The sequence below is a fragment of the Acinetobacter sp. FDAARGOS_494 genome (assembly GCF_003812225.1).
Taxonomy (GTDB): domain Bacteria; phylum Pseudomonadota; class Gammaproteobacteria; order Pseudomonadales; family Moraxellaceae; genus Acinetobacter; species Acinetobacter baumannii.
The window spans coordinates 3,923,997-3,945,576 of sequence record NZ_CP033866.1; the positions used below are offsets into that span (position 1 = coordinate 3,923,997).

The window sequence follows — 21,580 nt, forward strand, 5'->3', positions numbered from 1 at the left end:
ACACTGTTAAAACAGTGTCTTTTTTATGTCTTCTTGATTAGCGCACAATTCCACGCTCTGATTGTTCAAGAGAATCAATCAAGAGTTGAGCTTCCGGAACTGAAGGTAAAATTTCACTTTTAATTTGGTCAATAGCTTGAACAGAAGTTAATCCAGATTTAAATATCAATTTATAAGCTTCTCTTAAGCCTTGAATTGTATTTTTAGACCAACCTTTTCTTCGCATACCTTCAATATTTATACCAAACGCATGTGCAGGGTTACCAGACGCCATCACATAGGCTGGAACATCTTTAAGGATCAAAGAAGCCCCACCAATCATGCTATAAGAGTCGATCTTACAGAATTGATGAATTCCAGAATTACCACCCACAATAACGTGATCACCAATATGTACATGTCCAGCGACACCTACATTATTAGCAAAGATATTATGGTCACCTACGATACAATCATGTGCAATATGTGTATTTACCATTAATAGGTTATGACTACCTATCTTGGTTAATGCATTATCTTGCACCGTACCTCTATGTAAGCTGCAATGTTCGCGAATTAGATTATTGTTACCAATTTCAAGCCACGTTTCTTCACCTTTATATTTGAGGTCTTGGCAAACTTCGCCAACACTTGCAAATTGAAAGATTTCGTTATTTTGGCCAATTCTGGTAAAACCACCTACAACCACATGAGAATGTAATTTAGTACCAGCACCAATAGTCACTTGAGGACCGATAATACAATAAGGTCCTATTTGAACATCTGAAGCAATCACTGCAGATGGATCAATAATGGCGGTAGAATGGATTAAATCGTGATTGCTCATGCCTGCTCTGTTTTTTGGTGTGAAATCATAATCTCAGCGGTTGCTGCTACAATGCCGTCAACGCTAGCTGTACAATTGTATTTGTAGATACCGCGCTTCTGCATTACCAACTCAGATTTTAATACAAGTTGATCACCTGCAACTACTTGTTTTTTAAATCTAACTCTTTCTGCACCAGCAAACAGGAATAATGAACCTGGTTTTGGCGTTTCATTGTTCATAATAAAACCAAGAACGCCTGAAACTTGAGCTAATGCTTCAACAATGAGAACACCAGGCATAATTGGATATTCTGGGAAATGCCCTTGTAGGAACTCTTCATTGATAGAAACATTTTTATAACCAACAATACTATTGTCAGTAACTTCAGTCACACGATCAACCAATAAGAATGGATAACGATGCGGCAAATATTGACGAATCGTTTGAATCTGCATTGGTAATTCAGGGATGGCAAATTTAGGTGTAGTAGACTCGGTCATAATATTCTATTTACGCAAATTAAAAGTTGATTCAAGAGACTCTATTTGAGCTTGTATATGATCAAGTCGTTTAGTGATTTGGGTCAATGGCACATCTGCTAATTGTCGCAAGCGTACAATCGTTTTTTTCCAATGATTATTTTCAAATAATCCGGTTCCCGAAGAGTAAGTTCCAGCTTCAGAAATATTTTTTGTGACCATTGACATTCCAGTCAAAGTCACATTATCAGCAATTGAAAGGTGTCCTGCCACTCCACACGCCCCAGCTAGAATACAGTTTTTGCCAATTTTTGTACTTCCGGCAATACCGCACTTCGCTGCAATAGCAGTATTTGAACCAATATGGACGTTATGTGCAATTTGCACAAGGTTATCAATAATAACCCCATCTTCCAAAATTGTATTATCAAGTGCGCCTCTATCAATACTACAATTCGATCCAATTCGGACATCATTTCCAATTAAAACTGAACCTAATTGAGCAATACGATGCCACTTTCCTTGATATGGAGCAAAACCAAAACCTTCTCCACCAATGACAGTACTTGAATGAATACGGACGCGATCTCGTAATTTAGAACCACCTGTAATAGTGACATGAGAATCAATAAAACAGTCTTTTCCAACTTCTACATTATCATCAAGTTTGGTATGTGACTGAATGACGGTATTATCGCCAACTACACAATTCTCACCAATAACCACATAGTGACCAATATAAGCAGTTTTGGAAATAACAGCAGATGGATGAATTTGGGCAGTGCTTTCTATGCCTGTTGAGCTAATCTTTTTATCAAATACATGGGTAAGGATTGCAAACGCAAGATAGGGATTATCAACAATAATAAAATTATCTTTTTCAGGAAGATGTTCTTTTAAAGCTGCGGTAACAATGTAAGCGCCCGCACGACTTACTTTAGCTTGATCAAGATGTTTCTCACCATTCACAAAAGTAAGATGGTTAACCTCTGCATTTTCCAAACTCGCCAAGTTTGAAAATTGAAGACTACCTTCACCAATTAGCTCACCTTTAACAAGGTGAGCTAATTCATCTAAACGATATTGTTGCACTTTCATTAATTTATTTCATTGAATTAACCTTTTGTATCATTTTATCAGTTAAATCATACTTAGCGTCATAGGCAACAGTCGAATTTTTATTCAAAATAAAGTCAAGATTATTTTCTTTTCGTAATTGCTCAGCAGCTTGCTTAACTCTAGTCTCAAAAGTTGTATTCATACTTTGTAAGCTCGTTTGAACTCTTGACTGTAAGCCTTGCTGTGTTGAATTAAACTCATTTAATTTCGATTGATACTGAGATTGTAATTTTTTAATCTCATCTTCTTTCATTTTTTGGCCTTGAGTCTGCGCTTGACGTTGAAGCCCTTCTAACTCTTTACCTAATTGCTCAAGCTTAGTTGTAGTTGGTTTCACAGACTGGTTTAAGCTTGCATTTTGCTGTTTCAAATAAGTACTACTTTCAACAACTTTAGCAAGATCAATTACCCCATAACCAGCTGCATTAGCTGCTACTGAAGCTACTGTCAGGCCTAACCCTAACATTAATTTATTTAATTTATTCATATAAATCTCTTTCCTTATTTCGTTATGCAAAAAGATCGTACTTAGAAAGTACGACCAATTTCAAACTGAATTTCTTTAGTTTCATCACCCGGTTTATCATTTAACGGGAATGCATAGCTAAGTGACAATGGACCAATCATAGTAATCCAGGTTACACCAACACCCACACTATAACGTAAGTTACCTAAATCAAATCCATAATTATCTTCACAATATTTTCTAACATCCGTAATGGTCTGGCCATTAATCTTCATACCTTTGTTGCCATAAACAGAGTTATCAATATTACATTTAGTATCAAAAACCTGACCGCCTTCAGCAAAAAGAACAGGACGTACTTGTCGAGTCCAGTCACCTTTAAATGGCATTGGTAAAACTAACTCTGTACCAAATTGGACCAGAGCATTGCCACCTACTTCTTCAGGAGAACTATCATTTTGCTTAGTTTCTTGTAGATTTACACTTGGATATTTAGGTCCTAGGGTACTGTTGTCATAGCCACGCACAGAACCGTAACCGCCTGCATAGAAGTTTTTATAGAATGGCAAATCATTACCATAACCTAACTTACCATAACCACGAAGTACAAAGCCGGTACTACCAATAGGGAAAAATGCTTGAGTATCATAAGTTACTTTTTGATAATCAACATCACTACCTGGTAAACCAATTTCAAGACCTACACGATGAGACATACCTGACGTTGGGAAAATTGGTCTGTTTAAAGTGTTATAAGACCAACCCAAGTTCAAGTTATAAGTAAAGAATTCCCCTTCAAATGCATTATCATAAGTTTCTTCAGGGACTTTACATTCCCCCTTCTCGGTATCATATTGAGAATTACCATTTGCATCTGTTGGGCAATATGTACCTTTACTAGTTGCCTTACCGCCATTTGCCAATAAATAATCACGTACATATGTAGAAACATAAGGACCTGTGGTTACTTTAGTGTTATCAACGCCCACCGAAGCACTTAAACTTTGATTTTCGTCAATTGGATAACCAAAACTTAAACTACCACCGAAACTATCCGTTACATAGTTGTTAACGTTATAGTCATCATTCAGCTTCGTTTTACGATAATAGACATTATAACCGCGGCTTACCCCATCAATGGTAAAGTAAGGGTCAGTAACACTTAAGTTGTAATAGTCTTGAGTTTCAGAACGGGATAAATCAATTGCAACTCGGTTACCAGTACCCATAAAGTTAGTTTGACTAAGTCCTGCTTGGAACGTAATACCACCACTTTGCGAATAACCAACCGCTAATGTAGTAGTACCTGAATGTTGTTCTTCAACATTTACGTTTAAGTCAACTTGGTCTGGAGAGTTTGGAATACGAGCAGGTTTAATATCAACGGTTTTAAAGAAACCTGTACGCTCTAAACGAACTTTAGATAAGTCAATTTTTTCATTGCTCGCTAATGCACCTTCCATCTGACGCATTTCACGACGTAATACTTCATCAGAAGTTTTGCTATTACCAGTAAAATTAATACGACGTACGGTAACTTGTTGACCTGGATTCACATAATAATTTAAGTCAACAACGCCAGTTTCATTATTAATCTGCGGCACAATATTTACATCTGCAAAGTAATAACCTGCATTACCATACTTACGTAAGAGTAATTGCTTAACCGCATTTACCTTTTCTTGTGAATAGGTATCACCATCTTTATAAATTTTTAATGCTTGTAATTCTTCAGGTTTATAAAGTGCATCACCTAAGAATTTAGTTTGACCAAATTTAAACTGGCTACCTTCATCAACAGCAACCTCAATAAAGATATGCTTTTTATCTTCACTAATATTGAGTTGGGAATTATTAATATTAAAATTAATATAGCCTTTGTTAAGGTACATGGCACGTAAAGCTTCAAGACTTGCAGCCATTTTTTCACGTGCATAACGGTCATTACGTGTGACTACAGAAGCCCAACCACTTTCTTTAACTGCAAATGCTTGTTTAATTTCACTGTCTTTAAAAACAGTATTACCAATTACATTAATATCAAAGACTTTTGCCGGCGTTCCTTCATTAAAATTAATTTTTAATTCAACGCGGTTATTTGGACGAGCAACTGTATCAACTGTAACATCAGCATCGTAACGGCCTTGTTGAGTATATTGTTGCTCTAATTCTGTCTCAATGGTTTGCAAAGCAGATTTCTTAAAAACCTCACCCTCAGCAATACCCATTTTTTTAAGGCCTTGTTCTAAAGCCTCTTTAGGAATAAGTTTATTACCCTTAAATTCAAGCTTTGAAATAATTGGGCGCTCAATAACATTAAAAACCAAAGTATCATTTTCTTTTGATGCTTTAATATCATCAAAAAGTCCAGTGGCATACAATGTTCGAATTGCTTCGGCGATCATCGGTTCATTAACGCGATCGCCACTGTTGATTGGCAACATGGTATAAACATTTGCAGGGGTAAGACGGACCAACCCGTTTACACGAATATCTCTAACAACGAAATCATCAGCTGCATATGCTTGTTGTACCGCTGCCATAGCGCTAACAAGTGCCAAAGGCATTAAAAAATGTGTGTGCCGCATGCCAGTTTTTTCCAGTAAGTTATAAATCCATATACGTTTACAAACGCATAAAGTCATTAAATAAAGCTAAAAGCATCATACTACCGAGCAGTACCATACCAATTTTTAGACCAAACATTTGTATTTGTTCAGAAACAGGCTTCCCACGAATAGCTTCAATAATGTAATACACTAGATGACCACCATCTAACATTGGAATTGGTAATAAGTTTAAAATTCCAAGACTTACACTCATTAAAGCCATAAAAGAGATAAAGGTTTCCCAACCCATTTCTGCACTTTGGCCAGCTACTTTTGCAATGGTAATTGGCCCAGAAAGATTTTCTAATCCAATTAGTCCCTTAACCATTTTTACTATTGAATTCAAAATCATGCTAGAGATTTGGCCAGTTTTATCAAGTGCCATTTCAAAAGCTTGTATTGGAGTATATTGAATTGTTTGCTTATATTCGTCAGGAATTGTAATTTTTCCAGCATCACTTTTTACACCAAGTACTCCATTTACCTGCCCCATGCTATCACGCTTACCTTGTGGCATAACTTGTAAATGTACTAGTTGTTCATGACGTAAGACATCAATCTTAAGTAACTTTTCTGGGGAACGCTGGACAACTTCTACCACGTCGAACCAATCTTTCATAGGCTGGCCATCAATCGCAACAATACGATCACCCACTTTCATTCCTTGACGAATCGCCGCACCATCTTCCGTTAACTCTGTTACAACAGCAGGAATCACAGGTCGATAAGGTAAGAAACCTAATACGTCCAGTGCAGATTCATTTTGATTTTTTAAAAAATCTTTAATTGGTAATACAAAATTTTTTTCGGAACCAGCACGGTCCACATCAATATTTACAGTACCTGTTTCCCCAACTCGATCAATCAAAGCAAAGTTTAGCTTTTCCCATGTTGCTGTCTCTTTCCCATCAACAGCAATAATTTTGTCACCTACATGTAACTGGGCTGCTGCAGCTGGAGAGTTTGGAATAATTTTGCCAATTTTAGTATTTAATTGTTCTTGGGCTGGTAAAAACAAAATCCAAAAGAGGAGTACGGCAAAAATCAAGTTAATTAATGGTCCAGCAGCAACAATCGCTATACGTTTCCACGGTTTTTGCCGGTTAAAAGCATATGGTAGATCTTGTTCTGCCACATTACCTTCTCGCTCGTCCAACATTTTGACATAGCCACCTAAAGGTAAGGCAGAAAGCTGATATTTAATACCAGACTTCTTAGACGTCCATTTCAGTAAAGTTGGTCCAAACCCAATTGAGTAGACTAAAACTTTAACACCAAGTTTTCGCGCAACCCAGTAATGGCCAAACTCATGGATTGCAATTAGAGGCCCAAGTAAAAGAGCTGCCGCTGCAATCATAAACAGTGCATTCATTTCAGCCTCCAATACTTGATATATATTGCTGAGCTACAGATCGAGCCACTTTATCTTTATCTAAAATGCACTCGATGCTTTCAGCCGCTGCATTCTCTAATTTTTCCAAAGTATGCTCTACCACTTGCGGAATACTTGTAAATCCAATCCTTTCCATTAAGAATGCTTCAACTGCAATTTCATTAGCTGCATTCAAAATGGTTGGTGCCAAACCTCCCGCACGCATTGCTTGTCTAGCCAAATTTAATGCAGGAAATTTTTGGGTATCTGGTGCCTGAAAATTAAGTTGAGAATACTCAAATAAATCTAAAGCAGGTACATTAGTTTGTAAACGCTCAGGCCATGCCAATGCATGTGCAATCGGAGTACACATATCCGGGTTACCCATTTGTGCTAATGTTGAACCATCAACATACTGCACCATAGAGTGAATGATACTTTGTGGATGAACAACAACTGTAACAAAATGTTCAGATATTGAAAATAAATGACAAGCCTCTATTAACTCTAACCCTTTATTCATAAGAGTAGCTGAGTCAACCGAAATTTTTTGTCCCATTGACCAGTTTGGATGTTTACATGCTTGTTGCGGCGTTACATGAGTCAATTGTTCTAAGGAGTGATTTAAAAAGGGACCACCAGATGCTGTAAGCAATATTTTAGATACACCTAGCTGTGGTTGCCCTGTTCTATCTGCTTGTAAATAATTATGAGGCAATGATTGGAAAATTGCATTATGTTCCGAATCAACTGGCAATAACAATGCCTGATGATCACGAGCAGCTTGCATCATGATTTCACCAGACATAACTAATGCTTCTTTGTTGGCAAGTAGTACTCTTTTACCTGCCTTAACAGCCGCTAAAGTTGGCAACAGCCCAGCTGCCCCTACAATTGCCGCCATAACAATATCCACATCAGTATGAGATGCGATATCGACTAAACCCTCTTGCCCAGCTAAAACATCAATATCCGATATATTTTGCTGAGCAAATAGTGTTTTTAGTTCAACTATTTTCTGTTCAGGAACAACAACAACTTTAGGTCGAAACTGTTTGCAGATTTCAACAAGTTCAGAAATTCGACTATGCGCCGAAACTGCAAAGACTGAATACTTATCTGGATGTTGACCTAAAATTTTTAAGGTACTTCGTCCAATAGAACCGGTTACACCCAATATGCAAACAGATTGTGTCATCTATAAATCTACACCAATAAGCTTTAATATATACATTCCCGTTGCAAAAATCGGGGCTGCTGCGAGTAAAGAATCAATACGGTCCAATACACCACCATGACCTGGCAAAACACGGCCAGAGTCTTTAATACCAGCACGGCGTTTGATCATTGATTCAAATAAATCACCTAATACTGAACCGAACACTGTAATTAAAGACAAAATCAAGAATAGAAGTTGTTGAACCCAAGTTAGGTTTAAATATTGATATTGCACCACAAGCATTACAATAATTGTAGTGAGAATACCGCCATATAAACCTTCTACTGATTTATTAGGACTTACTGTAGGCGCCAATTTTCTTTTACCGAATTTACGGCCTACAAAGTAAGCTCCACTATCTGCACCCCACACAAGCAAGAACAAATACATCAACCACCATGGTGAGCTTTGCCATACTACAAAGATTGCAGTCACTGCTGCACAGATAAGAATCAAACCAATGACATATAGGGTCGCGTTATACCACCCATCGAATTCAGGAAAAGACTTAACCCAATAAACACTAACGAGCCAAGTTAAAATTGAAGCAGACCATAACAGTAAAGCAATGTCATGAAAGAATAAGGCAACACCAGAAACAAAGGCAACAAGTAGACCATAACCCCAAGCTTTAGGTTTTACTACTGCACCAACTTCCCGAGGCATTAACTTATACCATTCATACCCCGCAACTCCTGCTGCTACAATCATAAGTACCAACATTGGATAATGTGATTGCGTAGCAAACATACAGCCCAAAACAACTGCAACAAGTACCAATGCGGTAACAATCCGCTCTAACATTATAATTTCTCGATTTTCTCTTGCTGAATTTGTTCAGATGTTTTACCGAAACGACGTTCACGCCCTGAAAAGACATTCAATGCATGGTCGAATTCTTCCACTGTAAATTCCGGCCACAAAGTATCCGTAAAATACAGCTCCGCATAAGCTGCTTGCCATAACAAGAAGTTAGATATACGGAAATCTCCACCTGTACGGATCAACAAGTCCACAGCTGGCAGATCGTTTAGACTGACATATTTTTCGAACAAATCAACATTTATTTGATCAGCGTCAATTTCGCCACGGGAAACTGCTTGAGCAACCTGCTTAGCTGCATTTGCAATATCCCACATACCACCATAGCTTACTGCAATAGTTAATGTCATGGCGTCATGATGTGCTGTTTGTTGCTCTGCATCTTCCATTAAGGCAACTAAATGTGAAGGTAATCGGGAACGATCCCCTATAAAGCGCAAAGCAATATTGAATTTCTTCATGCGAGGTATTTGCTCATGAATCGTTTCTTCAAGAAGTTTCATAAGCAGATCGACTTCATATTGTGGTCGATTCCAATTTTCACTCGAAAATGCAAAAACAGTTAAAGCACGAACGCCAGTTTTAACACAATGTTCAACAATAGGGTCAAGAACATTTTTACCCTCTCTGTGCCCATCGCCTTTTTGCATTTGATTTTTCTTTGCAAAGCGATTGTTGCCATCCATGATGATGGCAACATGCTGAGGAAGATGATACTCTTCTGAATCGGTCATAAAAATTAGACCTTCATCAATTCTGCTTCTTTCGCTGCTAGACGCTTGTCTACTTCTGCAACATATTTATCAGTGATTTTTTGGATATCATCGCCTGCACGACGCTCATCATCTTCAGAAATTTCTTTCTCTTTTAACAATGCCTTGATATCACCTAATACATCACGACGAATATTACGGATAGCAACTTTCGCGTTTTCAGCTTCACTACGAGCGATTTTCTGCATATCACGACGTGTTTCTTCAGTTAAAGCTGGCAAAGGTACACGGATTGAATCAGCAGTAATAGGATTTAAACCTAAATCACTTTCACGAATTGCTTTATCAATTGCAGCAACCATCGTACGTTCAAATGGTTGAACGATAAGCGTACGAGAATCTTCAACACCAACGTTCGCTACTTGGTTTAAAGGCACATCAGAACCATAGTAAGGAACCATTACCCCATTTAAAATTGATGGGTGTGCACGGCCGGTACGAACTTTAGCAAACCCTTGTTCCAAAGACTCAAGAGTTTTTAACATACGCTGTTCGCTGTCTTTTTTCAGATCGTTAATCATATGATCTTCCTTACTTATTTATTCAAGGATGTATATAACAAATTTAATTTAGCGCTAGTATAAAGAGCTTTACGGCACACGTACATTATTTAGTAACGCGTGTACCCTCTTTTTCACCCATTACCACTGACAATAGCGCACCAGATTTATTCATATCAAATACTTGTAATGGAACATTATGGTCACGGCATAAGCAAATTGCCGTTAAATCCATAACACCCAGTTTTTCATCTAACACTTGGTCAAATGTTAAATGGTCATATTTCACCGCATCTTCGTATTTACTCGGATCTTTATTATAAACACCGTCTACTTTGGTCGCTTTCAAAATTAAATTTGCTTCAATTTCAATACCACGTAAACATGCTGCTGTATCAGTTGTAAAGAATGGATTTCCTGTTCCTGCTACAAAAACGCACACTTCGCCTTGGCTTAAATGACGAATCGCATCACGACTTGAGTAAGACTCTACAACAGTACCGATTGGTAACGCTGACATAAGACGAGTTCTGATGTTACGGCGCACCAATGCATCACGCATTGCCAAACCATTCATAACAGTTGCAAGCATCCCCATCTGATCACCTGTTACACGGCCAACCAAACCGTCTTTTTGTAACTGGCTACCACGATATAAGTTACCGCCACCCACAACGATACCTACTTGCACACCCAAGCCAACCAAATGTGCAATAGAAAGTGACATCTGATCTAAAACTTGAGCATCAATACCCATATCTTTATTACCTGATAAAGCTTCACCAGATAATTTTAATAAAATTCGTGAATAACGGGGGCTGATTGTTTCCGCCATGATTTTGCTCCAAGACCTCTTAAACTGAATGCTTTTTGAATCGCGATTCGATTAGACCGATTTAATTTTAATTAACTTTGCAAATAAGTCGTATTCATCCGCATCGGTAATTTCGACTTCCAACATATCGCCTGGTTGAATAGTGCTCTTATCGATATCTTCTACAAAGACATTACCGTCAATTTCCGGAGCATCGGCATAAGAACGTGCAACAGCAACAGGATATTCATCTTCCAAACTATCGACCAATACAGTCATCGTTTGACCAATACGTTTTTGTAATTTGGCAGCAGAGATTTGTTGCTGCACTTGCATAAAGCGCTCGTAACGCTCTTGCTTAATTTCTTCTGGCACATGATCTGGTAAATCATTTGCCGTAGCGCCTTCTACTGGTGAATAGGTAAAGCAGCCTACACGATCAAGTTGAGCTTCAACCAACCAATCGAGCAAAATCTGGAAGTCTTCTTCAGTTTCGCCTGGAAAGCCAACCACGAAAGTAGAACGGATCACAAGATCCGGGCATTTTTCGCGCCATAATTTAATTTTTTCTAATGTATTTTCACTATGCGCCGGACGTTTCATTAATTTAAGAACGCGTGGGCTTGCATGCTGGAATGGAATATCGAGGTATGGCAAGATTTTACCTTGAGCCATCAAATCGATTACTGCATCAACATGTGGATATGGATATACATAATGTAAGCGAACCCAAATTCCAAGCTGACCAAGTGCTTCACACATGTCAAAGAATTTGGTTTTTACGGGCTGTCCGTTCCAGAAATCGAGCTTATATTTGGTATCTACGCCATAAGCTGAGGTATCTTGGGAAATGACCAAGATTTCTTTTACACCTGCACGTTTTAACGCAGCAGCTTCTTCTAATACGCTTCCAACCGGACGTGATACTAAATCACCGCGCATGCTCGGGATAATACAGAAGGTACAACGGTGGTTACAGCCTTCAGATATTTTTAAATAAGCATAATGTTTCGGTGTTAAACGGATACCTTGCTCAGGAACAAGGTCAATAAACGGATTATGTTTAGGCGGTGCTGGGACATATTCATGTACAGCTTCCATAACGTCTTGATAAGCTGCTGCACCAGTAACTTTTAGAACATTAGGGTGCATTTGACGAATTTTATCTTCGTCTTTACCTAAACAGCCCGTCACAATAACTCGGCCATTTTCACTCATGGCTTCGCCAATTGCATCTAAAGATTCTTGTACTGCAGATTCAATAAAACCACAGGTATTAACAACAACTAAATCAGCACCATCATAATCTGATGCAACTTGATAACCTTCAGTCTTTAACTGAGTTAAAATTCGTTCAGAATCTACCAATGCCTTAGGACAACCTAAAGAAACAAAACCGACTTTGGGGGTCTTCATGAATCTGCGCTCCACTTGAATGCGCGTATTGTATGTCTTTTCTCGTCTCAAGCATAGGTGGAAACCCCACTCTTTGTGTAATGCACCAAAATACAACCAATATTTGCACCAAAACTCAATATTGCACCAAGTTGAGTCATGATATTATTGATGTATACATCCGTATTTTTGACCAAAAGATATTAAGAACGATTTTAGAGCGCTTTAATTACGCTTAAAACCTTAAAATAAACCATAAACAAAGTTGGCGTACATTTTGCATCAATCATGTTCTATAACGGTGAAAACCGATAACCAATGAAGATGCCATTGCGCCATTTTAAGACAGGAACGATTCGCTAATGGATCAACACACACCTATCGACTATCGCCTATTGGTAGACAATTTAACTACTGCGATTTTATTAATCGATAGTAACTTTAATATTTTTTATTTAAATTCCGCTTGTGAAGCACTTTTTGACATTAGTTTGCTTCGCGCTTCTGGACAACCGGTTTTAAATTTACTTCATGCACCTGATGATACCTTTAATACGCATGAAGCCTTATTGAACACGTTAAAAACGGGACAACCTTATACACGTCGTGAAGCCATCATTAATGTCAATTTTAAAGATTTACATGTGGATTATACGGTCTCGCAATTAAATGCAGGTAAAAGCTACCACCCGCTCTTACTTATTGAGTTAAATCCTATTGATCGTATGTTGAAAATTTCTAAGGAAGAAAACCTAATTCAACAACATCAAGTGGCTAGACAACTGGTTCGAGGCGTTGCTCACGAAATTAAAAACCCTCTGGCTGGTATTCGGGGGGCAACTCAGTTACTTGCTCGTAGTTTAAATGACGAGAGCTATGCTGAATTTACGGATATCATTATTAACGAGGTAGATCGTCTCACCAATTTGGCCGACACCATGTTGGGCTCAAGACAATTGCCAAGTTATGAAAATGTAAATGTGCATGAACCTCTAGAACGGGTACGCTCTTTAATCGCAAATCAGACCAAGAAAAAAATCAAAATTACGCGTGATTATGATTTGTCTCTACCCGATGTAAAAGCCGATCGAGATCAGCTCATTCAAGTCATGCTCAATATTAGCGTTAATGCAATTCAAGCTATTACAGAAAATAAATCATTTTTTACAGATCAAGAGCCTGAATTAATTTTACGTACCCGTATTCAACGTCTAGTCACTATTAATGGAGTACTTAACCGCTCTGCTGTACGAGTCGATATTGAAGACAATGGACCGGGTATTCCCGAAAGCATTTTAGAGTCTGTGTTCTATCCTTTGGTTACAGGACGAGCAAAAGGCACAGGGCTTGGCCTGAGTATTGCACAGAACATCATGCATCAACATAACGGAATGATTGAATGCCAATCAGTTCCTGGAAAAACAATGTTTAGCTTATATTTACCTTGGGAGTCAGACCGTGTCGCGAAATAAAATATGGGTTATTGATGACGATCGCGCCATGCGATGGGTACTTGAAAAGACCTTTAAAGAAGAAGGATTTGACGTCACCAATTTTGAAGAAGCTCAAACAGCACTTGAACGTTTACATCATGATGCGCCCGATGTCATCTTAACTGACATTCGTATGCCAGGTATTGATGGGTTAACTTTCTTATCTAAAGTGAAAAACTCTCACCCCGACTTGCCTGTTATCATTATGACAGCGCATTCGGACTTAGAGTCTGCTGTATCAAGCTATCAGACTGGTGCATTTGAGTATTTACCAAAACCATTCGATATTGATGAAGCTTTAGCTCTAGTCAATCGAGCGATTTTGCATATCAATAAATTGCAGCAGCAAGAAGCGACAAAAACAGCTTCACCACTACAATCAACAGAAATTATTGGCGAATCTCCTGCTATGCAAGAGGTTTTCCGAGCGATTGGTCGTTTATCTCAGTCGCATATTACCGTTTTAATTAATGGTGAATCAGGCACAGGTAAAGAACTGGTTGCGCATGCTTTACATAAACATTCTCCACGACGCGCTAAGCCTTTTATTGCTTTAAACATGGCAGCAATTCCTAAAGATTTAATCGAAACGGAATTATTTGGTCATGAAAAAGGTGCTTTCACGGGTGCAAACACCCAACATCAAGGCCGCTTTGAACAAGCAAATGGTGGAACTCTCTTCCTTGATGAAATTGGTGACATGCCATTTGAAACTCAGACTCGATTGTTACGTGTGCTCGCAGATGGTGAGTTTTACCGGGTTGGTGGTCATATACCGGTTAAAGTAGATGTCAGAATTGTCGCGGCAACCCATCAAGACTTAGAAAAACTGGTGAATGAAGGTCGTTTTCGTGAAGACTTATACCACCGTCTAAATGTTATTCGAATTCATATTCCGAAGCTTGCACATCGTAGTGAAGACATCCCGATGCTGGCTCAACATTTCTTGGCTCGCGCGGGTAAAGAGCTAGGTGTAAGTCCAAAGATTTTACGCACTGAAACAACGGACTATATGCAACAATTACCTTGGCCTGGTAATGTTCGTCAGCTTGAGAATACCTGCCGTTGGTTAACCGTCATGATTACTGGTCGTGAGGTTTATCCGGAAGATTTACCTTCTGAGCTTAAACAGGTTCCACTCCAAAAAAGTAGTGAGACTAGTCAACCAGCACCATCTTTTGAACGTATTTCTTTGCACCATTGGGATGAGCTACTAAGCCAATGGGCAATTCAAAAACTTAAAAATGGTGAAATGAAGATTTTAGACATTGCTACTCCAATGTTTGAGCGCACCTTAATTAACGCAGCACTACAGCAAACTCGTGGGCGCAAACGTCATGCAGCCGAGCTGTTAGGTTGGGGTCGTAACACCCTAACCAGAAAGTTAAAAGAGCTAGGCATGGATTCTGCTGATGACGATGATGAGGACGAACATAAAGCAACTTTGTCAGAAGCTTAAAACCGAAGCAAAAATCAAAAAGCGGCTAATTTAATTTAGCCACTTTTCTTTATGACTATTTAAATCGGAATTAACTGCCAAACTAAAATGTGAACATACAGTTACATGATCAAAAAATTCTAAATTTCTACATAAATCATTATATTTTCTATATTTTCCCCAAAACTATGCTCTACTTATTGTTTACCAGATGACCTAAAAACATACCAATGACCATCGTTAAAGATAGATTTGCTATACTAGATAAGCAGTGTTAGCCGTCGTTATTAAATTTTATGCATGATCCAGTCCTTGAGTCACATCATCTCGTATGTGAAAAACCCCAAACACGCCGCGGTATAGAACGTCGTTTAGCTCTATTGCTAAGCGCAACCGAGCTGTTTTTGGAAAAAGGATATGATGCTGTCTCTCTTGACGACATCGTCAATCATGCTGGTGGTTCAAAAACCTCTATTTATAAATACTTCGGTAATAAAGATGGCTTATTTACTGCAATCTGCGATTATCGCCGTGAAATGTTTTTTAAAGATATCTGCATTGCATTTCAACCAGAGCAAACTTCTTTAAAAGATTATTTAATCCAAACTCTCATCCGTTTTTATAAACACATTATTCAACCTGAACACATTGCCTTTTTACGTTTGGTTATTGAACAAACTCAATGTAATGCAACTTTGAGCCAATACTTATATGAAAAATGTGCTCTGGATGTCCAAAATACAATTGCTCAAGCCTTACTCATATCTCATCAATCAGGTGAAATTACCTGTACATCTCCTGATCATTCCTCTCTTATGTATTTTGGAATTTTACGTGATATTGAATGGCGAATGATTATGGGAATGCCTCTTCCACCCAATGAGACAGAAGTTATTGATTATATTAACTATTGTGTTGATATTTTCTTAAAGGGCCATCATAAAGTCTAATTCTTTTGCATTTTGAAATGCTTATAGTATAGTAGACTTCTTTTTTCCCACTTCCACCCAGCCAACAACAGATAATTGTTGTAATTCAAAACAATTATTATGGAGTAGCTACATGGCTCTAAGACATTTCCTGACTTTACGTGATCTATCCACTCTAGAACTTAATCGCATTTTGGAACGCGCAAGCGAACTTAAGAAAATGCAGCAAAGCAATAAGGTATATCAACCTTTTGTTGGTAAAGTATTGGGAATGATTTTTGAAAAATCGAGCACACGCACTCGTATTTCTTTTGAAGCTGGTATTAATCAATTTGGTGGTAGTGCCATTTTCTTATCACCACGTGATACGCAATTAGGCCGTGGCGAACCGATTGAAGATTCAGCACGTGTTATTTCAAGCATGCTTGATATCGTAATGATTCGTACTTTTGGTCACGATATTGTTGAACGTTTTGCATCTTATTCAAAAGTTCCCGTTATCAATGGCTTAACTGATGATCACCATCCTTGTCAGTTACTTGCAGATTTACAAACTTATATTGAACATCGCGGCAGCATTGAAGGCAAAACCGTAGCTTGGATTGGTGATGGCAATAATATGTGTAATTCATACATTGAAGCTGCACACATGATGGGTTTCAAACTCAAGATTGCATCACCAAAAAGTTATGAACCTAAACCTGAATTTTTAGCAGAGTTTGGGCATTGTGTTGAACTTTTTGATAATGCGGAAGATGCGGCTGTAAATGCTGATCTTATCGTTACAGATGTATGGGCAAGCATGGGACAAGAAGAAGAACAGAAGCTCCGTGAAAAAGCCTTTGCTGATTTTCAGGTTAACGAGAAATTAATGGGGCTTGCACACCCGGACTGTTTATTCATGCACTGCTTACCTGCTCATCGTGGTGAAGAAATTTCTGAAACCATGCTCGACCATAAAAATGCCGTAGTATGGGACGAAGCAGAAAACCGTCTGCATGCACAAAAAGCTTTAATGGAATTTTTACTCAACGAAAATTTGAAAAAAGCTTAATTTCTAATTCAAAAAACAGCATCGTTAAGGTGCTGTTTTTTTATTTTTATAAGATCCCTATTACCCTCATTTATTATTTTAAAAATTTTTATGATGTTGCCCAATATATAAACAGCCTATATTTCAACTGTCACACATAATCGTGTATAACATTCTACACAATAAGCCAAGCCTACTCGTGTAGAGTGCGATTATGACAACCCTTGAACAATCATTATCTGAAATCACTGCATTTTCGATCATTCATGAACATTTATTTAGTTCAGCGCAACCTTCTATCGAACAACTTAAGCTCATTAAAGAGTATGGTTGTAGCACTGTTATAAATTTAGCTTTATCGAATTCACCAGATAGTATTAAAAATGAAGATCAGGTCTGTCTTGAATATGGTTTAAATTATATTCATATTCCAATTGACTGGGAAACACCCTCTTCTGACCAATGCTTATTAGTTTTAGATTTGATTGATCATTTAGTGCAGAATGAAATTGTTTGGATACATTGTGCCAAAAATAAACGCGTAAGTTGTCTTATGTATGTCTACAGACAATTTTATATGAATATGGATATGCCAACCTGTCAGGATTTGCTTCATGAGATTTGGGAGCCAAATGAAACATGGACAGGACTCATTCATAGTATTACCTTACAGCTTCAAGGCCGTAAGGCTACCTTAGAACTTCAACAGTCTTTGCAACAAACCAATGATTTAGTTTAATGAGATATTAACACCGTCGCTGTTGCTAAAATTCCTTCTTGGCGACCAGTAAATCCAAGTTTTTCGGTTGTGGTCGCTTTGATACTAATTTGATTTAAATCTACATTTAAAACATCTGCAATGCTTTGACGCATTTCCAAATTGTATTTGGCTAATTTAGGACGCTCACAAGCTACCGTAATATCAGCATTATTTAAATGATAACCTCGGTCTAATATTAATTGATAAACATGTTTAAGTAGAACACGGCTATCCGCTCCTTTAAATTCTGGATCTGTATCCGGAAAATGCTGACCAATATCACCAAGTGCTAGAGCACCTAGTAAGGCATCACATAATGCATGTAGCACGACATCGCCATCAGAATGTGCTTTCAAGCCATGCGTATGCGGAATTTGAACGCCAGCTAAGGTTACGAAGTTACCCTCTTCAAAGGCATGCACATCCATTCCTTGTCCAATACGAATTTGAGCAACCATATAAACTCTTCCCTTCTATTATAAAAGCTTAAGAAATCTTGTATTCAACCGTCGTGTTTCGCTATAGTACACTTAGCAAAGTAGACTGAAAGTATAAGCGATCATGCCGTCGAATACTGATATGAATCAATTGAAAAGATTAAGTTTTGTCGTGACATTGAGTTGTTTATGCTCATCGCTTGTTTTTGCAGAATCTATCGACTGCTCCAACTCAAAAGCAGAGCTAAAAATCTGTTCAAAAACCTTTAGCGAAGCACGAAAGCAGCTCAACAATAAATATCTTTCTGCATACTTGGTCACAGATGCCCCACTGCAGCTTCTACAAGATACTCAAACATTGTGGCTTAGACAAACACAACAATGCAAAACCAATTCATGTATTCAACAACAGTTTGATGTACGTGGTGATGATTTAAATTTTTATGCTTCACTTAAACAAACCCTAACTCAGCATTATCTTAAATTTGAAAATGGACATATTGCATCTCAGCCCGTTCATTTACAAATACATCAACTTGCTAAAGATAAAATCAAAATTGAAGGGTTAGCTTACCGTAATCCGAATAACCGAAAAGAAACCCAAACGGTTTCACTTATGGCTTACAGCTCTCCTGAACAGAAAAGTGAAATTTTAGATAATGAACATAACTGTAAATATAAATTTGACTTTCAGAAAGCACTGCTCATCGTAAAAACCCAGCAAAAAGGTTGTGAGCGCTTCACAGGAATTTATCGTCTGTACGACTAGTGAATATAAAATAAAAAAGCCAGTGCATAGACACTGGCTTTTCTTTTTATGCGGGATACTTTTGTTGAATATCCTGACTCACCAAAACAGCTGTAGCTGCTGACAAAGTCCAGCCTAGATGACCATGTCCCGTATTATAGAAAACTCGAGACTGTTTAGACTGTTTCACAACTGGCAACATATTAGGCATCATTGGTCTTAAACCCGCCCAAGGCACAACATGCTCAGTTGAAATGTCAAAATTACGGTTTACCCAATTTACCAAAGGTTGAATACGGTCGGCTCGAATATCTCGATTATAACCATTAAACTCGGCCGTACCTGCTACACGTAAACGATCTGGTCCTAAACGAGACGTTACAATTTTAGCGCTCTCATCCAACAAACTCACCCACGGTGCATTTTTTATACTTTTTTCATCTTTTAATTGGACGGTAATTGAATAACCTTTGACCGGATAAACATTTACACGTTCACCAATCATATCAGCTAACTGATAACTTCCTACACCACCACACACTACCAAAACATCACCTTCTAATTGAAAGCTGTCTGTTTGGGAAAGATGCGGATGCTCAGCACTTGGCTGACAATTCAGCACCACTTTATCTGCATGACACTTAATATCAGTAACTTCCAAACCGAATTTGTACTGAACGCCATATTGTTTAGTCTTTTCAGCTAAAGAGGTTGAATATTTATGGATATCACCGGTTGCATCGCTTGGTGTGTAATAGCCACCAAAGTACTCACCCGTTAAAGAAGGTTCGATTGATTTCATTTCCTCAGGTGAAACCGAGTAACGTTCTAAAGTCCCTTTATTTAGGACATCATTAACTCGCTTGGCGATGTCATAATCATCCCTAGTATGATACATATGAAGAATACCGCGTTTCTCCAAATCAAATTGAAGCTGCTCTTTTTCAGCTACATCAAACAAGCGCTTACGCGCAAGCAATGCCAAGCGAACGGTTTCTATTGTATTGGCTTCATAATTTTTAATATGAGACAAAAACTCAACCAACCAACTATATTTATGTAGGCTAAAGGAAGGATTCAATAATAAAGGAGCATCTTTTTGCCTCATCCATTTAAAACCTTTTATAACGGTCGCTTTCTGGTTCCAGACTTCTGCATTACAAGCAGATAATTGCCCTCCATTTGCAAATGATGTTTCCATGGCTGGATAAAGATGGCGATCAATCACTGTGACTTGGTAACCTAATTGAGATAATTCATAGGCTGAAGTAACCCCTGTGATTCCTGCACCAATCACAATAACATGTGGCATAACAGACTCCTCTGAAATGCAAGAACATTTCATCAGTACAGCCCATCTGTCATTTGTACCTGAGAGTTTCGACCTAAATACTACCTTTTAGTATTTCGATCTTCCCCTTCGGTGAGTTTATGACTTATAAGTTTTTATTCTCCATGCTTATAAATCTTAAGCTGCTCTCCAGATTTTTTAATTATTACAGTCCTTTTGCCTGAGAGTTTCCGGGCCTGTTGCTCCTTCGGCGGGTTCTTAAGAACCTCTCTCCCGCAATAATTTTGTATTTATATAAGCAATGTATCTGCCACTTTTAAAAAAACGCATTCTTTTCTTGTAAACTTTTGTATAACCCACCAATAAAAAATACAAACTTTTGATTTAATTATAAAAAAGGTGAATTATAAGAATTCACCTTTTGATATTCATTAGAGCTTTCCATTAAGCACTTGGTCCGAAACGGTACCTTTCCATTGCTCCCGCAAGGTTGGCAAATAAAATTTCTCGCCTATTGTGAACAGTTCAGCATCAATGAGTGCATGAATTTCGTGCATAAAAATATAATCCAATGCAACTAGAGAAAGTTGATGATTTTTTTGTGCTACTTTTTTACGTTTCGCTTGAGCTTGTTTAATTAGCTCATTTGCAAAATTTTTATCTTTATAAGCGGTAATGGCATTTAAACGAAGCTCAATCACCCCCCAACCTGCCAATAACTTTTTGAAGATTTCAAAGTCTTTTGAGGTTGATTCCCAAGTTACATTTTCCAGATCATTATCTTCAGGTAAAACAGGTAATAATAAATCACCAGTACTTGGAAAAATCTTTTTAAGATTTAACAGAAATTTAACAGGCTGATCACTTGGGTAATCATTAAATTGCACATGTTGTTGAGTATCTGTTAAATAAATAGAGAGCATTCAAAAAAATCCTTAACTAAACGACTGTTTTTCATAATTAATTTAAAAATTGCAAGAACGAAAGCAATTAAAAAATAATATAAAAACAGGATAAGGTGGGCATTTTAACAATTATGGCAGCTTATTCAACACCAAGTTGGTTTGATAAAGCT

Annotated in this window: 21 protein-coding genes and 1 riboswitch; of the genes, 6 read left to right on the forward strand and 15 right to left on the reverse strand. The window is 37.8% G+C overall.

Features of this window, described 5'->3' with window-relative positions; translation table 11 throughout:
• Window positions 1–37: 37 nt before the first annotated feature.
• From lpxA to rimO, 12 genes are all read right to left on the reverse strand, one after another.
• Window positions 38–826 carry an acyl-ACP--UDP-N-acetylglucosamine O-acyltransferase gene (gene lpxA, locus EG365_RS19075; RefSeq protein WP_000064875.1) on the reverse strand — a complete coding sequence of 263 codons (789 nt, stop codon included), beginning with the start codon at window positions 824–826 and terminating at the stop codon, window positions 38–40.
• A complete protein-coding gene (gene fabZ, locus EG365_RS19080; protein WP_000140523.1) occupies window positions 823–1,308 on the reverse strand; it encodes a 3-hydroxyacyl-ACP dehydratase FabZ in 486 nt (161 codons plus the stop codon). Before fabZ ends, lpxA begins: the two co-directional genes overlap by 4 nt.
• Before the next feature lie 6 nt (window positions 1,309–1,314).
• Complete coding sequence (gene lpxD / locus EG365_RS19085; RefSeq protein WP_000868104.1) at window positions 1,315–2,385, reverse strand: UDP-3-O-(3-hydroxymyristoyl)glucosamine N-acyltransferase; 1,071 nt, start codon at window positions 2,383–2,385, stop codon at window positions 1,315–1,317.
• A gap of 4 nt (window positions 2,386–2,389) precedes the next feature.
• A complete protein-coding gene (locus tag EG365_RS19090; protein ID WP_001037943.1) occupies window positions 2,390–2,893 on the reverse strand; it encodes an OmpH family outer membrane protein in 504 nt (167 codons plus the stop codon).
• A gap of 41 nt (window positions 2,894–2,934) precedes the next feature.
• Window positions 2,935–5,460 carry an outer membrane protein assembly factor BamA gene (gene bamA, locus EG365_RS19095; RefSeq protein WP_002016574.1) on the reverse strand — a complete coding sequence of 842 codons (2,526 nt, stop codon included), beginning with the start codon at window positions 5,458–5,460 and terminating at the stop codon, window positions 2,935–2,937.
• Between the two features lie 37 nt (window positions 5,461–5,497).
• Complete coding sequence (gene rseP / locus EG365_RS19100) at window positions 5,498–6,853, reverse strand: RIP metalloprotease RseP (RefSeq protein ID WP_000992582.1); 1,356 nt, start codon at window positions 6,851–6,853, stop codon at window positions 5,498–5,500.
• A 1-nt stretch (window position 6,854) separates the two neighbouring features.
• Window positions 6,855–8,051: a 1-deoxy-D-xylulose-5-phosphate reductoisomerase gene (ispC, locus tag EG365_RS19105; RefSeq protein ID WP_000194652.1), complete on the reverse strand. Its 1,197-nt coding sequence runs from the start codon at window positions 8,049–8,051 to the stop codon at window positions 6,855–6,857.
• Window positions 8,052–8,876 (reverse strand): phosphatidate cytidylyltransferase, encoded by an 825-nt coding sequence (locus tag EG365_RS19110; RefSeq protein ID WP_000893489.1) that lies wholly within the window; start codon window positions 8,874–8,876, stop codon window positions 8,052–8,054.
• Window positions 8,876–9,628 carry a polyprenyl diphosphate synthase gene (gene uppS, locus EG365_RS19115; RefSeq protein ID WP_000132219.1) on the reverse strand — a complete coding sequence of 251 codons (753 nt, stop codon included), beginning with the start codon at window positions 9,626–9,628 and terminating at the stop codon, window positions 8,876–8,878. Before uppS ends, EG365_RS19110 begins: the two co-directional genes overlap by 1 nt.
• Window positions 9,629–9,633: 5 nt before the next feature.
• On the reverse strand, window positions 9,634–10,188 hold the full coding sequence (gene frr / locus EG365_RS19120; RefSeq protein ID WP_000606428.1) for a ribosome recycling factor: 555 nt from the start codon (window positions 10,186–10,188) through the stop codon (window positions 9,634–9,636).
• A gap of 85 nt (window positions 10,189–10,273) precedes the next feature.
• Complete coding sequence (gene pyrH / locus EG365_RS19125; protein ID WP_000852257.1) at window positions 10,274–11,002, reverse strand: UMP kinase; 729 nt, start codon at window positions 11,000–11,002, stop codon at window positions 10,274–10,276.
• 51 nt (window positions 11,003–11,053) lie between these two features.
• On the reverse strand, window positions 11,054–12,397 hold the full coding sequence (gene rimO, locus EG365_RS19130) for a 30S ribosomal protein S12 methylthiotransferase RimO (protein WP_000856678.1): 1,344 nt from the start codon (window positions 12,395–12,397) through the stop codon (window positions 11,054–11,056).
• Window positions 12,398–12,738: 341 nt separating this feature from the next.
• Here rimO and glnL point away from each other — a divergent pair, with 341 nt between their 5' ends.
• The 5 genes from glnL (at window position 12,739) to EG365_RS19160 (ending at window position 18,008) form a co-directional block, all read left to right on the forward strand.
• On the forward strand, window positions 12,739–13,848 hold the full coding sequence (gene glnL / locus EG365_RS19140; RefSeq protein ID WP_000371970.1) for a nitrogen regulation protein NR(II): 1,110 nt from the start codon (window positions 12,739–12,741) through the stop codon (window positions 13,846–13,848).
• Window positions 13,835–15,328: a nitrogen regulation protein NR(I) gene (glnG, locus tag EG365_RS19145; protein WP_000089273.1), complete on the forward strand. Its 1,494-nt coding sequence runs from the start codon at window positions 13,835–13,837 to the stop codon at window positions 15,326–15,328. Before glnL ends, glnG begins: the two co-directional genes overlap by 14 nt.
• A 275-nt stretch (window positions 15,329–15,603) precedes the next feature.
• Complete coding sequence (gene adeN, locus EG365_RS19150) at window positions 15,604–16,257, forward strand: multidrug efflux transcriptional repressor AdeN (protein WP_000543879.1); 654 nt, start codon at window positions 15,604–15,606, stop codon at window positions 16,255–16,257.
• 112 nt (window positions 16,258–16,369) lie between these two features.
• On the forward strand, window positions 16,370–17,290 hold the full coding sequence (gene argF / locus EG365_RS19155; protein ID WP_001207986.1) for an ornithine carbamoyltransferase: 921 nt from the start codon (window positions 16,370–16,372) through the stop codon (window positions 17,288–17,290).
• 193 nt (window positions 17,291–17,483) lie between these two features.
• Complete coding sequence (locus EG365_RS19160; protein ID WP_000209136.1) at window positions 17,484–18,008, forward strand: protein tyrosine phosphatase family protein; 525 nt, start codon at window positions 17,484–17,486, stop codon at window positions 18,006–18,008.
• Here EG365_RS19160 and ispF read toward each other — a convergent pair.
• Complete coding sequence (gene ispF / locus EG365_RS19165; RefSeq protein ID WP_000226512.1) at window positions 18,005–18,487, reverse strand: 2-C-methyl-D-erythritol 2,4-cyclodiphosphate synthase; 483 nt, start codon at window positions 18,485–18,487, stop codon at window positions 18,005–18,007. The two genes, EG365_RS19160 and ispF, sit on opposite strands and share 4 nt — an antisense overlap.
• A gap of 103 nt (window positions 18,488–18,590) precedes the next feature.
• On the opposite strand from ispF, the gene EG365_RS19170 reads away from it, so the two are divergent.
• Window positions 18,591–19,235, forward strand: a complete 645-nt coding sequence (locus tag EG365_RS19170) for a hypothetical protein (RefSeq protein WP_001139838.1) — start codon at window positions 18,591–18,593, stop codon at window positions 19,233–19,235.
• Window positions 19,236–19,281: 46 nt separating this feature from the next.
• Here the strand turns inward: EG365_RS19170 and EG365_RS19175 are convergent, their stop codons facing one another.
• Window positions 19,282–20,526: a D-amino acid dehydrogenase gene (locus EG365_RS19175; protein WP_001120925.1), complete on the reverse strand. Its 1,245-nt coding sequence runs from the start codon at window positions 20,524–20,526 to the stop codon at window positions 19,282–19,284.
• 177 nt (window positions 20,527–20,703) lie between these two features.
• A riboswitch (glycine riboswitch) is annotated at window positions 20,704–20,791 on the reverse strand.
• A 145-nt stretch (window positions 20,792–20,936) separates the two neighbouring features.
• Window positions 20,937–21,428, reverse strand: a complete 492-nt coding sequence (locus EG365_RS19180) for a hypothetical protein (RefSeq protein WP_000949167.1) — start codon at window positions 21,426–21,428, stop codon at window positions 20,937–20,939.
• Window positions 21,429–21,580: the final 152 nt, after the last annotated feature.